Annotated in this window: 13 protein-coding genes and 3 pseudogenes; 9 read left to right on the top strand and 7 right to left on the bottom strand. The window is 69.3% G+C overall.

Translation table 11 applies throughout. From position 1 onward, the window contains the following. Window positions 1-57: 57 nt before the first annotated feature. Window positions 58-633 carry an adenylosuccinate lyase gene (locus KUM44_RS29005; RefSeq protein WP_217212598.1) on the top strand — a complete coding sequence of 192 codons (576 nt, stop codon included), beginning with the start codon at window positions 58-60 and terminating at the stop codon, window positions 631-633. On the opposite strand, the gene KUM44_RS29000 is transcribed toward KUM44_RS29005, so the two are convergent. The 3 genes and pseudogenes from KUM44_RS29000 to KUM44_RS28990 form a co-directional block, all read right to left on the bottom strand. Continuing rightward, entirely contained in the window at window positions 624-1,163 is a 540-nt protein-coding gene (locus tag KUM44_RS29000; protein WP_217212597.1) for a GNAT family N-acetyltransferase, read from the bottom strand. The two genes, KUM44_RS29005 and KUM44_RS29000, sit on opposite strands and share 10 nt — an antisense overlap. Before the next feature lie 80 nt (window positions 1,164-1,243). After that, the gene (locus KUM44_RS28995) at window positions 1,244-2,821 is read right to left on the bottom strand and encodes an alpha/beta hydrolase (RefSeq protein ID WP_217212595.1); all 1,578 of its coding nucleotides are present in this window, start codon (window positions 2,819-2,821) and stop codon (window positions 1,244-1,246) included. Window positions 2,822-2,975: 154 nt separating this feature from the next. Continuing rightward, window positions 2,976-3,161: pseudogene (locus KUM44_RS28990) on the bottom strand (radical SAM protein); the annotation flags it as partial. A gap of 265 nt (window positions 3,162-3,426) precedes the next feature. Between KUM44_RS28990 and KUM44_RS28985 the strand changes: the two are divergent. The 3 genes from KUM44_RS28985 (at window position 3,427) to KUM44_RS46925 (ending at window position 4,666) form a co-directional block, all read left to right on the top strand. After that, a complete protein-coding gene (locus KUM44_RS28985) occupies window positions 3,427-3,591 on the top strand; it encodes a hypothetical protein (RefSeq protein ID WP_217212593.1) in 165 nt (54 codons plus the stop codon). 184 nt (window positions 3,592-3,775) lie between these two features. Continuing rightward, complete coding sequence (locus KUM44_RS28980) at window positions 3,776-4,195, top strand: hypothetical protein (protein WP_217212591.1); 420 nt, start codon at window positions 3,776-3,778, stop codon at window positions 4,193-4,195. 27 nt (window positions 4,196-4,222) lie between these two features. Further along, on the top strand, window positions 4,223-4,666 hold the full coding sequence (locus tag KUM44_RS46925; protein WP_302186066.1) for a DUF6207 family protein: 444 nt from the start codon (window positions 4,223-4,225) through the stop codon (window positions 4,664-4,666). Window positions 4,667-4,695: 29 nt separating this feature from the next. Here KUM44_RS46925 and KUM44_RS28975 read toward each other — a convergent pair whose 3' ends face one another. Next, the gene (locus KUM44_RS28975) at window positions 4,696-5,208 is read right to left on the bottom strand and encodes a hypothetical protein (protein ID WP_217212589.1); all 513 of its coding nucleotides are present in this window, start codon (window positions 5,206-5,208) and stop codon (window positions 4,696-4,698) included. A gap of 443 nt (window positions 5,209-5,651) precedes the next feature. Between KUM44_RS28975 and KUM44_RS28970 the strand changes: the two are divergent. After that, window positions 5,652-6,048: pseudogene (locus KUM44_RS28970) on the top strand (MFS transporter); the annotation flags it as partial. A 485-nt stretch (window positions 6,049-6,533) separates the two neighbouring features. On the opposite strand, the gene KUM44_RS28965 reads toward KUM44_RS28970, so the two are convergent. Then, entirely contained in the window at window positions 6,534-6,941 is a 408-nt protein-coding gene (locus KUM44_RS28965) for a RidA family protein (protein ID WP_217212587.1), read from the bottom strand. Window positions 6,942-7,084: 143 nt separating this feature from the next. On the opposite strand from KUM44_RS28965, the gene KUM44_RS28960 reads away from it, so the two are divergent. After that, the gene (locus tag KUM44_RS28960; protein ID WP_217212586.1) at window positions 7,085-7,465 is read left to right on the top strand and encodes a helix-turn-helix domain-containing protein; all 381 of its coding nucleotides are present in this window, start codon (window positions 7,085-7,087) and stop codon (window positions 7,463-7,465) included. A gap of 435 nt (window positions 7,466-7,900) precedes the next feature. On the opposite strand, the gene KUM44_RS28955 is transcribed toward KUM44_RS28960, so the two are convergent. Then, window positions 7,901-8,425 carry an EF-hand domain-containing protein gene (locus KUM44_RS28955; RefSeq protein ID WP_217212584.1) on the bottom strand — a complete coding sequence of 175 codons (525 nt, stop codon included), beginning with the start codon at window positions 8,423-8,425 and terminating at the stop codon, window positions 7,901-7,903. A 224-nt stretch (window positions 8,426-8,649) separates the two neighbouring features. On the opposite strand from KUM44_RS28955, the gene KUM44_RS28950 reads away from it, so the two are divergent. Both KUM44_RS28950 and KUM44_RS28945 read left to right on the top strand, forming a co-directional pair. Further along, window positions 8,650-9,189: a hypothetical protein gene (locus KUM44_RS28950; RefSeq protein ID WP_217212583.1), complete on the top strand. Its 540-nt coding sequence runs from the start codon at window positions 8,650-8,652 to the stop codon at window positions 9,187-9,189. An 11-nt stretch (window positions 9,190-9,200) separates the two neighbouring features. Beyond that, a complete protein-coding gene (locus tag KUM44_RS28945; RefSeq protein WP_217212803.1) occupies window positions 9,201-10,265 on the top strand; it encodes a cobalamin-independent methionine synthase II family protein in 1,065 nt (354 codons plus the stop codon). A 610-nt stretch (window positions 10,266-10,875) separates the two neighbouring features. Here KUM44_RS28945 and KUM44_RS28940 read toward each other — a convergent pair. Beyond that, window positions 10,876-11,103 (bottom strand): annotated as a pseudogene (locus KUM44_RS28940) (radical SAM protein); the annotation flags it as partial. Between the two features lie 193 nt (window positions 11,104-11,296). Here KUM44_RS28940 and KUM44_RS28935 point away from each other — a divergent pair. Beyond that, complete coding sequence (locus tag KUM44_RS28935) at window positions 11,297-11,740, top strand: SRPBCC family protein (RefSeq protein WP_217212581.1); 444 nt, start codon at window positions 11,297-11,299, stop codon at window positions 11,738-11,740. The last annotated feature ends 31 nt before the right edge of the window (window positions 11,741-11,771 follow it).

Raw genomic sequence — 11,771 nt, 5'->3', positions numbered from 1 at the left:
ACCTCGTCTTTGTGATGTAGGTCCCGTGACGCGGGCCGCTTGCATACGCTCGCCTTCATGGACGAAGAGTTGCGATCACTCACGGAGCGCTTACGGCAGGAGTCCGGGGCGTCGGCCGCGTACGAGCACCTCGCGGCGACCGAGGACCTCGACGAACTGGCGAGCGTGCTCACCGCGCCCGGACAGCCGCTGTGGGCCAGGGAGCTGGCCGCGTTCCGGCTGGGCCTCGCGGGCGACCGACGGGCCTTCGAGTCCCTCGTCCTGCTGCTCAACCACCGCGATCCGGAGCGCTGTGTCTCCGCCGCCCACGCCCTCGCCCGGCTCGGCGACCCGCGCACGGCCCGCGCGGCGGCCGCCCTCGCCACCAACGAACTCCGCGTCGCCTACGCCCTGCTCCCGGTCCGCCTCCTGGTCGAACTGCGCGCCCCCGAGGCCGTCCCCGCCCTGATCACCACCCTGGAACGCCGCCTGCGCCCCCACGACCCCTACCGCCGCGTGGCCCTCGCCTGCGTCGAGGGCCTCGGCACCCTCGGCGACACCCGCGCCAGACGCGTCCTGAACGAGGCCCTGGCCCACCCGGCACTGGCGGAGGCGGCGGTCCGGGCGCTGGCGCGGATTCCGCGTCAGCGGTGAGCCCCCAGCTCCCGCATGTACCGCACCTCGGGCACCTCGACGCCGTCCACCTCGAAGGGCTCCTCGGAGCCGTCCGCCCGGAAGCCCGCCCGCTCGTAGAAGCGCCGGGCGCGGGTGTTGTCCTTGAGGACCCACAGGAGCATGCGGCGTCGTCCGGCGGCCGTGCACCGGCGTATCGACTCCTGGAGCAGGGCGTGGCCCGTGCCGGCGCCGTACCGTCCGGGGTCCACGTAGAGGGCGTACAACTCGGCGTCCTCGGTGTGCGCTTCGCCGTCGCGGTACGGGCCGTGGCAGGCCCAGCCGACCACCCTGCCCTCCTCCTCCGCGACCAGGTTCACCACCCGTCGGTCCGCCCCCGTGAAGTGGGCGCGGCGGCGATCGGCGTCCCGGGCCACATCCATGGCGTCCAGGTACGACTGCGGCATGAGCCCCTGATAGGCGCTGCGCCAGCCGCCGACCCGGATCTCGGCGACGCGGTGGCAGTCGGCCAGGGTCATACGGCGGATTCCGATGCGGTGATCGTCGTTCATGGCTGCACCCTAGAGACCGCCCGCTCCGGTCTGCCTCCTGTTTAGCCGTCAGGAGGTCGGACAGCCGGGCGGCCAGGGGCTCAGTGGCGGAAACCGATCAGCTGGTGCAGTTCCGCGCCGCGGGCCGACGTCGAGGCCACCTTGGAGCTCAGCGGCTTCGGGTCGGGCCGGGCCTCGCACACCGCGTCGACCGCGCCCGTGCCGCGCGGCACGGTGCCGTCGGTCAGGTAGGCCGCGAGGTGCCTGTCCAGGCAGCGGTTCCCGCCCAGGGTGATGCCGTGGTTGCCGCCGCCCCGCTCGACCACCAGGCTGGAGCGGGCCAACTGCCGGTGCACCGTGACGGCACCCTGGTACGGGGTGGCCGCGTCGCCGGTCGACTGGAACAGCAGTACCGGCGCCACCTTGCTGTTGGCGATGCTCGGCGAGGACAGCGAGGTCGTAGGCCAGAACGCGCACGGCGCGTTGTACCAGGCGTTGTTCCAGGTCATGAACGGCGCCTTCGCGTACACGGCCCAGTTGTCCGCCCGCCACCGGTGCCAGTCGCGGGACCAGGCGGCGTCCCGGCACTGCACGGAAGCGTAGATGCTGTAGCTGTTCTCGTCGGACGCGTCCGAGGCGCCGAACCTCTCGTACGCCTCGATCAAGGGGGCAGCGTCCCTGTGGTTCGCGTACGCCGCGAACGCCTCGGCGAGATAGGGCCAGTAGCCGTTGAAGTAGCCGCCGGGAAGGAAGGTGTCCTCCAGCTCGGAGGCACCGACCCTGCCCCCGGCCGGCGCGTTGGCCAGGGCCGTCCGCATCGCGTACCACTTGGCCTCGACCCTGGAAGGATCGGCGCCGAGCCCGTACGTCCTGTCGTGCTTGGCGACCCACGCAAGGAACGCGCGATGCCGGTCGTCGAAGGCGACGTCCTGCGCGAGGTTGGCCTCGTACCAGACGCCGGTGGGGTCGACGACCGAGTCCAACGCCGCGCGCCGCACCCGCTCCGGGAAGAGCTTGGCGTAGACCGTGCCGAGGTAGGTGCCGTACGAGTAGCCGAAGTAGTTGATCTGCCGCGCGCCCAGTGCCGCGCGGATCCGGTCCATGTCCCGCACCGCGCTGATCGTGTTGATGTACGGCAGCAGGTCTGCGTACTTCTCACCGCAGGCCCGTGCGAAGGCCTTGGCCCGCTGGAGGTTGGCCTGCTCGATCTGGCGGGTGCGGGGCACGGAGTCCGGGCGGACGGGGGCGAAGTAGCCGGGGTCGCAGGTGAGGGCGGGCCTGCTCTTGCCGACTCCGCGTGGGTCGAAACCGATGACGTCGTACTGCGCCGCCACCTGCTTCGGCAGTGCCGCGGCGACGAACCCGGCGAGCGTGAGACCGCTGCCCCCGGGGCCGCCCGGGTTGACCAGCAGCGGGCCCTGGTACTTCTTCGCGGTGTGCGGGACGCGGGACAGCGCGAGGGTGATCCGCCGGCCGTGCGGGTCGGCGTGGTCGAGGGGTACGTCGAGCGAGGCGCACTGGAGCGTCGGGTACTTGGTGGTGCCGCACTTATTCCAGGTGAGGGGCGCGGCCTGGGCGCTCTCCCCGGAGTGCGGGGCACTGGCCTCGGCGGGGGCGGCCGTCACGCTTCCGGCCAGGACGACGGCGGCGCCGCACAGCAGGGCTGCGCGTTTTCCCATGGTGGTCCTCCCAGGACGGAGCGTTCCGGACCGCGTAGGCCACAGTCCTGGCCGCATTCATCCCGGATCGGACGCCTGGAAGAACTGTTTCTGAGCAGACTTGACCCTATTGGATCGCAGATGCCCTCCAATGCACTCCGGGTCTGCGATGACCTCAGAGCAGGGAGAGCCGGGTCGGTTCGCACCGTGTGTGCCCGGCGGGCTCCGGCACCGGTTCGGACTCGCGGATCCGGCGCGGCATCCCCGCGCGCGTGGGGCCGATGCCGTACTCCTGCGCCAGGTCGTGGACCTGACGGGTGATCCGGCGCTGGTACCACTTCGCCGCGGTCGCTGCTCTGGCCAAGGTGGACCCTGTGCAGGGGGGCCAACTGCACGGTGCCCTCTTGCTCGAAGCGGGGGGCGGCATGTTGTGAGGCGGTCGAGGCCGGCCGGACGCCGTAGCGGGGCGACAGGGTTCATCCGCCTCACAGCTGACGGACGACGTCCTTCCCCCGCCGGGGTCTCGAAGGCGCGGTTCCTTCGCGCGTACGGTGGAGGCATGGCCGGACGGGTATGCCGGTGCAGGCGCTGCTGGGGGCCGTTGCGGACTACCCCGCCGTGACGCGGTGTTCTGCTCCTCGAAGTGCAAAGCCGCCGCCCGCCGCGACCGCCGGCACCGCGTCGAGACGACGAGCATCGCCATCGCGTTCATCAACGGCGAGGAGACCGAGCAGGTGGTAACGCGCCCGGTGTGCGGGACCCGCTTCGCGCTCGGGCACGGTCCGCCGTGACGCGGTCTTCGACCGCCCCGCCTGCGGCCCGAAGGCGTACCGTGCCCGGCGCCGGGAGGCCGAACAGGTCCGCGAAGCCGTAATGCCATGCCGATTCAACAGGGAAGTCCAGGGCATTCACCACGCTATCGACGACGCCCAGATGACCCAGCTCCGCGAAGCTCTCCGGGCTGAGATGGCCGGCATGAAGCCTTTCCCGGTTCAGCTCGGTCCGGTGTGGCCCGGCGTCACCGCGATCACCGTTGCCGTCTATCCGGAGGACGGCATGGCCCAGCTCAACGTGCGGGCCCGGGCGGCAGCGGGGAAGGTGCCCGGCATCTCCCTGCGGGCCCAGGATGCCAAATTCTGGGCTCACGCCACGATGGCGTACGGCCGCGCCGCCTTCCCGGACCAGAAGCTGAACCGGGCGCTGCGGGCACTGCGGCCGCCGCGCGTCGAGATCACGATCGACCGCGTCCATCTCGTCAACCAGTACCAGCACCCAGACCGTGGCTACTACACGTGCGACGTCGTCGAAGAGTTCGCACTCGCCAGTCAGGCCCGGCGGTGCAGGCCTGCGAGCGCCACCAGGTCCAGCAGCTCATCGAGGGCGGCCTGCACCTGACACTTGTCCTCCGCGCCGGTGAGGCTCATGCCGTCCAGCACGTACCCGGCCCGGGCCACAACCGGCGAGCCGCCCATCCGTCACGTCCGGGTCGGCCGCCCGCAGTCCGGACCGGATGGCGGCCGCGCTCGCCCTGTCCTCTGCCCGCACCGCCACGGCGATCACTCGCTCGTTCGCATCCGGCATCCACTCCTCGGTGTCGAGATCGTCCCGGAGCTCCGCGATCGCAGCCAGCACCGCCTCAGTCGGCGCAATGACCGCGACCATACTCGGTCGGGTGAAGATGGCCGGTGTGGGAGAACTGCTGCGGGCGCCAGACGCGTAGTGCTGTGCACGAGGCAGATCATTGACGCGCATGTGGCACAACCGGGCCTGGCCGTGGTGGAGGTCGCGGCCGCCGATGACGAGACCGCGTTCGCCATCCAGGAGTTGCTCGCGGCTCCACCGCAGCAGGCGCTTGCCGGGCCGTGATGTCGCGGAACCCGGGGCGTGGGGGTGGTCTACCACCAGGGCGTGCAGGTGATGCCGCTCTGGGGGGAGGCACTGGTCACCTGCGCGCAGACGCGGAAGGCCCGACTCGCCGAGTTGCTGGTCGGGTAGGCCGGGGTCGTGATCCTGGCGCCGCTCGCAGTCGTAGTGAACGGGCCGCACTGGATCCACGAGTTCTTGCCGTCGTTGGTGACGTCCATCCAGACCACTCCGATGGCACCGGCGCCCCACGTGCTGGAGCTGGTGCTCAGAACGCCCCACCCCATCTGTCGGCCCCCGACAGTGCCGGTGTGCATCCCGTACGAGGCGACGGCCCACGGCCTGCCGCCGAAATCGGCTATCACTGCCCCCGCACCCGCCACGCCGCGGCCGCTGAGACTGTCCGGAATGTCGGTGAAACCATTCGCTCCTCCCGTGCAGTCCGACGGCTCCGCCTGAGCCGCACCGGAAGAACCGACCACGAGCCCTGCCCCGAGCATGAGCGCGGCCGCTCCCACGCTGAAGATCCGGCGGATACTGTGCATGTCTTCTCCCTGGTCTAAGGGCGGACGGATCCCGCAGATCGGCTCTTTGCCGTAATGCCCGCCGGCCGGGACCTTCGGCATGTCGTCACAACGGCTACTGCTGTTATCCGACCGGAGCGTTCACGGCGCTCCTGCTTCAGCCGCCGTAGCGGCCAAGAGGTCCCCCGAGCCAGCGCCTCGAACTGTAGACCGCGCCAGGGACGTCGCGTCCCTGACAGATGTCAGGGTGTGGCATTCGCCCCTCACCTCATCGGCCACGCATCGAGTAGGCGCATTTCAACCTCGATACCGCAGATCAGAGCGGCCATGGTGCCGGTGGGGCAGAAGCCACCGCCGCTCCGCAATGGCAAGCCGCGCACGTAGCAACGTGGGGTACTTCGGCGACCACCGCCCGGCCAGCACGGTCTTGGGCATCACTGAACTGACCTTGCCCGGCCAGGTCAGTCGGGGTCACCTTGATTGCGTTCCGCCTCCTTGCCGCCGTCGGCTGGCTCCCGCTGGTTCTCGCTGAGCGTGGGCTGTGGGGGCTGGTATCGGTGTCGCTGGCTTTCTTCGTGGAGTCCTTGGCGATCTCGATCGAAAGCCCGGTGGAGATGAGCTAGCGCCAAGCGGTCACGCCGACCGGATGCCGGGGCGATGAATGCCACGATCCGCTCGTTCAACTGGGGGATGGTGGCGGTCGGGGCGCCGATCGGCGGATACCTTGCCGACCAGGTCAGCTATCGGTTCGCTTTGTGGATGGGTCTGTCTGGAGCAGTCGTTCAGGCGCTCGTGCTCACGGTGTCCCGCACGCGGGAGGCGCGTGCTGCCGATGAACTCGAGCCTTTCGCGGCTGTTTGAAGGCGCGGAACGGACGGTGGCTGAGGGCGAGTGCTTGTGCACCGTTCGTTTCGTGACCGAACTCGGTCATGCCTGCACGCCGAATAGGTGCGGTCCTGATCGGCTCGATGCGTGTTGTGACCATGTCGCAGGAGTGCGCTCTGGGCCTCCTGTCACGGTGTTGTGCTGGCGGGGTGGGTACGCGGGCCAGAGTGCGGTCGGATGTGTGCGGGCTGGATCAGCTGATTGCTCCGTACGTGATCGCCGACGAGGTCCGTGACCAGCTGGTGCGGGGCGAGGCCTGGTTGCGTTGCGAACCGCTACGTGGGGCACGCCAACAGAATCAAGACGATCAAACGGCAGATGTACGGGCGAGCCTCCTTCAGCCTGCCCAGAGCCCGCATCCTCCAGCCGTAGCCATTCCGGATGGGCCGTCACAACCTGCTGGCCGGCCGCTGAGCGCCGTAGTTTGCCAATTCGGCGCTCAGTGAGCGAAGGGCATCTGTTCAGTCGAGGATCGCGGTGGCTTCGATCTCGACCAGGTGGTCGGGGACGTCCAGTGCCGCAACGCCTATCAGTGTGGCCGGAGGAACCGGGGTGACCCCCAGCTTCGCGGCCGCCCGGGAGATCCCTTCCAGGAGCGCGGGCATCTTGTCGGGGGTCCAGTCGACGACATAGAAGGTCAGCTTCGCCACGTCGTCGTAGGAACCGCCGACCTCGGCCAGGGCGGTGCCGACGTTGAGATAGCTCTGCTCGACCTGGGCGGCGAGGTCGCCTTCGCCGATCGTGTCCCCCTCGGCGTCCCAGGCGACCTGCCCGGCGATGAATACCAGCCTCGATCCGGATGCGATCGACACCTGCCGGTAGACATCGATCTTGGGCAAGCCGCTGGGGTTCACAAAGGTGATGGCCATGGTGCGTGTCTCCTTGTCCTGAGCGCCGGTGGGCTCGCGTCCGCGCTGACCGTGCCGCCATTGGTCTCTTGTGGTTACTCAGGAACCGTAGGAGAGTGGTCGCTGAGGTGGAAGAACGCACTTTTTGGTGACTGGAGAACCTTATGGTGACCAAGCAGTTCACAGGCTCGCCCGAGGATGCAGACCTGGCGCGTGCGGACTCCTTGGCGCGGGAGATCTTCTCCGACGTCGCCAACAAGTGGGCGTTCCTGATCGTTGAGGGTCTCGGGGATCGCACCCTGCGCTTCAGCGAGCTGCGCAACGAGATCGAGGGCATCAGCCACAAAATGCTCACCCAGAACCTGCGCATGCTGGAGCGCAACGGTCTGGTCGAGCGCACCGTGTACCCCACCGTCCCACCGCGGGTCGAGTACACCCTCACCGAGCCGGGCCAGGCTCTGCGAGCGACAGTCGACGGGATGTGCTGCTGGACCCGCCAGTACCTCGGTCACATCGAGGCGGCCCGCCGTCACTTCGACCTCTGACTTCTGCGGCCAACCGGGGGTGTCCCCGCTCGTGCCGTATCTCAGCCCGACGACGTAGCGCGCAGGCTGCTCCTGGCGTAGCGGTCACGCAAGCGCGGTGACAACCAACTGAGGCGCTCAGTCACACCTCAGCTGTGACTGAGCGCGATAGTGGCCGCAGGGAAGCGTCGACGTGAGCCGCCCCATGCCCTCGTCGGCTGCCATGGGAAGCCGGCAGGCGGCGGCGCGTACAGGCCTGCCCGGCGTGACACGTCGGCTTCGCCACGGAGTGTCGGGTCGGCGCCGGCTCGCCAGGAGGCCGAGCCGGAGCCTGGGCCCGGGCGGACTTCGACGCCCCGTGGCGTCACAGATCTCGGTGACTACCTTCTGCGGTGCCCGGCACGAGCGGTCGGCCGGTCGGCAGCGCCAGGCTGGTCTGCGCCATGGCGTTGATCATCACGCTGGGATGTCGGAGAGCGGCCTGCTGTACAGCGCCCTGCCCATGGGGGAGCCTTCGCCGACGACATGAGCCCGGATGGACGCGAGGTAGTCGTCGCGGCTGATGCGGCCGTCGCCGTTGGTGTCCAGGGCCGCGAACGCGGCTTCGGCGTTGGTGGCCGGGTTGTTCAGTGCCGTGCGCAGGGCGGTGAACTCGCAGAGGTCGAGGGCGCCGTCCTGGTCGGCGTCGGCGAGGTCGAAGAGCGCGCCGAGGACGGGCGCGCAGACGGTGTCGAACGCCTCGGCGCCGGCCCATGCCGTGTACTCGTCGAAGGTCATCTTTCCGTCGCGGTCGGCGTCCATCGACGCCCACGCACGCTCGCCGAGGGTGCGTGCGGTGATGACGAGCTGGTCGTCTTCCTTGAGTCCCATGGCCAGCGCCACGTTCCTGGTGCGCGCCATGTATTCCTCTCTGGAGACGGTTCCGTCTCCGTCCGCGTCCAGCATGGCGAAGACGAGCCTGTGCGCGGCTGTCTGGTCCATCGTGATTCCTTCCGCCGTGAGTTCGCAGGTGGGTGCTTCCTTCCGAATTGGCTGTCCTACCCGTCGGGTTGGGGATCAAGGCGCCCCTTTTGGGGGGCGTGGGGGCGTTTCTCCGACGCGGACTGCGCTTTTCGCGCGGGTGGTGTGCCTCAGGGAGCCGGGTGCGGCTGAAGCGGCCTGGGGTAGTCACTGCCCGTTGGAAGATCGGATTCCGTGGAGGGTGGATGTTCGGCAGACACGGTGCGGCAGTGGCGCTGAGTTCCCTGGGCCTGGTGGTCTCGTCGGTGGTGTGGGCTCCATCTGGTCAGGCCCACGAGTCCGTGCCCACAGAGAGCGTCCTGTGTACGGGTTCCAGCACCAGCACGTACGACCCGCCCTTGACCGTGCTTCCCCGCCAGACCCGCGTCCAGACGCACGCCAGTTACACCTGCGGGGTCGCTCCCGGCCGGACGGTGCCGGCCACCGGCTACATGGAAGGGACGTCGCCCGCGGCGTCCTGTATCACGGTGAACAGCCCGCGCCTTGGGGAAGTCGTCCATTACGCCGACGGGAAACGGTCGTCGATCGCGTACGACAGCAGCACCAGCATTCGTGTCGCCGGCGTTCTCGTCGTCAGGCTGTCGGGCCGGGTCGTCGAGGGGCGGGGCGCAGGGCTGGCGGCGCATCGGACCGTTGCCGCGCTCCCCGGTCAGCTGCCCACGACGTGCCTGTTGTCCGGACTCCGGGGCAGCAACGGTGAGGCACAGCTGGAGATCGGGCCGTGAGCCGGGCCACGGTGGACATTCCCACCGAACCGATCGGTAGCATCCCGCGGCCCGCCGAGCTGCTCGCCGCCATGGCGGACCATGCCGCGGACCGGATCAGCGACGAGGAACTCGCCGTCGCCCAGGAACGCGCGGTTGGCGACACCGTCCGCCGACTTGAGGAAATCGGCTCCCCGGTGGTCACCGACGGAGAACAGGCCAAGCCCAGCTTCGCCACCTACCCCCTGACCGGCCTGACCGCACTGGCACCCGACGGCGTCGTCATCCCGTTCGCCGACGGACACCAGCGGCAGCTGCCCCGCCTGACGGCCGGACCACTGCGCTACGGCACGTACGCCGACCGCTACCTGCACGCCGCACGCCGGCACACCGCCTTGCCGGTGAAGCAGGCGGTCATCGCGCCGTCGGCGCTCAGCCTGCTCTACCCGCCCGACGGTATCGACGGATACCCCCGCGAATCCTTCCTCGACGACCTCACCGCCGAGGCCGAAGCGGACATCCGCCGCTGTCTGGACGCCGGTGCGCACCGCGTCCAGCTCGACTTCACCGAGGCCCGTCTCGCGCTGAAGCTCGACCCGAGCGGAGGCCTGCTGGATCAGTTCATCGCCCTCAACAACCGTGTCCTGGAACGCTTCTCGACCGCCGAACAGGCCAGGATCGGGATTCATACCTGTCCGGGCGGCGATCAGGACTCCACCCACAGCCTGGACGTCGACTACACGGCTCTGCTTCCCACACTCCTGCGGCTCAAGGCCGGCGCCTTCTACGTCCAGCTCTCCAGCGAGCCGGAACCGGACAAGGTCCTCGCCGTCCTGGCAGAACACCTCCCTGACGAGGCCCAGGTGTTCATCGGAGTCACCGACCCGATCGACCCGCGTGTCGAGACGCCCGAACAGGTACGCGACCGCGTCCTGGCCGCCGCCCGTCACCTGCCCATCGATCGTCTGGGCACCTGCGACGACTGCGGCTTCTCCCCCTTCGCCGACGACACCTCCACCTCCCGCGACACCGCCTTCGCCAAGATCAGCGCCCGCGTCGAAGGCACCGCCCTGGCCGCCCGCGAACTGCTCGGCTGACCCAAAGCCCCCGAGCGGTCGCCCGACGCTGCTGGTGTAAGTCGGGGGCCGGCGCGACGACGCCTGCGCGACCCGTTGGGGTTGTGCAGGCCGTCGTCGTGTTCAGGAGCGGACCGCCTGGCCCCGCAGGAAGCGGCGCCCGGATCAGCAACCACATCGACGACTCCGTGCCGCGCGTCATCTACCAGCTGCTCGTCCGTCCGGACCTGGAGGGGCTCTTCCTGAGCAGGATGCCCGCGCGCGGCGGAGATCCGAGGCGGGATCGCGCAGCGCCGCTGGGGCGTGGAGCGCGCCCTGCGCGACCTCGGGCTCGGTGACGGTCACGGCGCAGACGTCGCGCGCATTCGTAGCTGCTGCTGGTGCGTCGGTTACAGGCGCTTCGCTGTGCGGTCGCGCAGCAGCAGCCACTGACTCGCGTCGGTGCCGCCTGAGTGCGCAGCCGGTCCATGCAGCAGCACGGCGTAAGCCGTCCTCTCCGCCTTGCTCGGGGCGGCATGCCGGCCTGGCGCCTCCGGGGTCGGGAATGACCTCGTCATGCCTTTCCAGGCCTTGTCCGCGTTCGGAGTGCTGAGCATCGGCCCTCCCGGCCTCAACAGGGTCATGCAGTGAAGTACGCGCACGCGTGCGAGCAGCCCCGGTAGGGATTGACCGTCCACTCGAAGGGCATGCGCGAGGCGCCCGGGACCCGGTTGACGATCGAGCGGGCCCGGATCTCATGGAACGTGATCCCGGCGAACTCGGGCGTGTCGAAGGTCCGGGTGACCACGGCGTCCGCGCCGAACAGGGCGGAGTCGGCCCGGCTGTGATCGGACTCCAGGGTGAGGTTCTCCCAGCGCATGGTGCCTCCTCGGTAGCACTGAGCCCCAGAATAGAACACATGTTCCCTTGATCGTGCGACCTATGTCCCCGCTTCGTTTTCGATCGCTGTGCGACCGCTTCCGTGAGTTGATCGGGACCCCGATTTGGGCGCTGTGGCAGCGGGGTGGTTGGCTTGCTCCAACCCCCGAGAAATCAGGTCCTGGAGGAAGTCAATGGCGCAGGTCGAGGCCACTACGGAGCGGGTCGTCGCGGCGGACGCGGAGAAGGTGTTCGACGCCCTCGCCGACTACAGCGGCACCCGGCAGAAGGTCCTGCCCGAGCACTTCAGCGAGTACGAGGTGCGCGAGGGCGGTGACGGCGAGGGCACCCTCGTCCACTGGAAGCTCCAGGCCACCAGCAAGCGCGTGCGCGACTGCCTCCTGGAGGTCAGCGAGCCCACCGACGGCGAGCTCGTCGAGAAGGACCGCAACTCCTCCATGGTCACCACCTGGCGGGTCACGCCGGCCGGCGAGGGCAGGTCCCGGGTCGTCGTCACCATCACCTGGCAGGGCGCCGGCGGCATCGGCGGCTTCTTCGAGAAGACCTTCGCTCCCAAGGGCCTCGGCCGCATCTACGACGCGCTGCTCGCCAAGCTCGCCGCCGAGGTCGAGAAGTAAGTCCCCGGTGTGCGGGGGCCCTTGGCCTCCT

This window comes from Streptomyces sp. AC550_RSS872 (assembly GCF_019049285.1).
GTDB lineage: Bacteria > Actinomycetota > Actinomycetes > Streptomycetales > Streptomycetaceae > Streptomyces.
Note: the sequence above shows the minus strand (reverse complement) of the source record. Positions and strands in the feature narration are given on the sequence as shown.

Excerpts from the sequence above, each read along its gene's own strand:
- KUM44_RS29000 (WP_217212597.1), bottom strand. The coding sequence starts at position 1,163 with ATGAACGACGATCACCGCATCGGAATCCGCCGTATGACCCTGGCCGAC.
- KUM44_RS28955 (WP_217212584.1), bottom strand. The coding sequence starts at position 8,425 with ATGGACCAGACAGCCGCGCACAGGCTCGTCTTCGCCATGCTGGACGCG.
- KUM44_RS29005 (WP_217212598.1), top strand. The coding sequence starts at position 58 with ATGGACGAAGAGTTGCGATCACTCACGGAGCGCTTACGGCAGGAGTCC.
- KUM44_RS28960 (WP_217212586.1), top strand. The coding sequence starts at position 7,085 with ATGGTGACCAAGCAGTTCACAGGCTCGCCCGAGGATGCAGACCTGGCG.
- KUM44_RS46925 (WP_302186066.1), top strand. The coding sequence starts at position 4,223 with ATGCCGTCCAGCACGTACCCGGCCCGGGCCACAACCGGCGAGCCGCCC.
- KUM44_RS28975 (WP_217212589.1), bottom strand. The coding sequence starts at position 5,208 with ATGCACAGTATCCGCCGGATCTTCAGCGTGGGAGCGGCCGCGCTCATG.
- KUM44_RS28980 (WP_217212591.1), top strand. The coding sequence starts at position 3,776 with ATGAAGCCTTTCCCGGTTCAGCTCGGTCCGGTGTGGCCCGGCGTCACC.
- KUM44_RS28995 (WP_217212595.1), bottom strand. The coding sequence starts at position 2,821 with ATGGGAAAACGCGCAGCCCTGCTGTGCGGCGCCGCCGTCGTCCTGGCC.
- KUM44_RS28965 (WP_217212587.1), bottom strand. The coding sequence starts at position 6,941 with ATGGCCATCACCTTTGTGAACCCCAGCGGCTTGCCCAAGATCGATGTC.
- KUM44_RS28950 (WP_217212583.1), top strand. The coding sequence starts at position 8,650 with ATGTTCGGCAGACACGGTGCGGCAGTGGCGCTGAGTTCCCTGGGCCTG.
- KUM44_RS28935 (WP_217212581.1), top strand. The coding sequence starts at position 11,297 with ATGGCGCAGGTCGAGGCCACTACGGAGCGGGTCGTCGCGGCGGACGCG.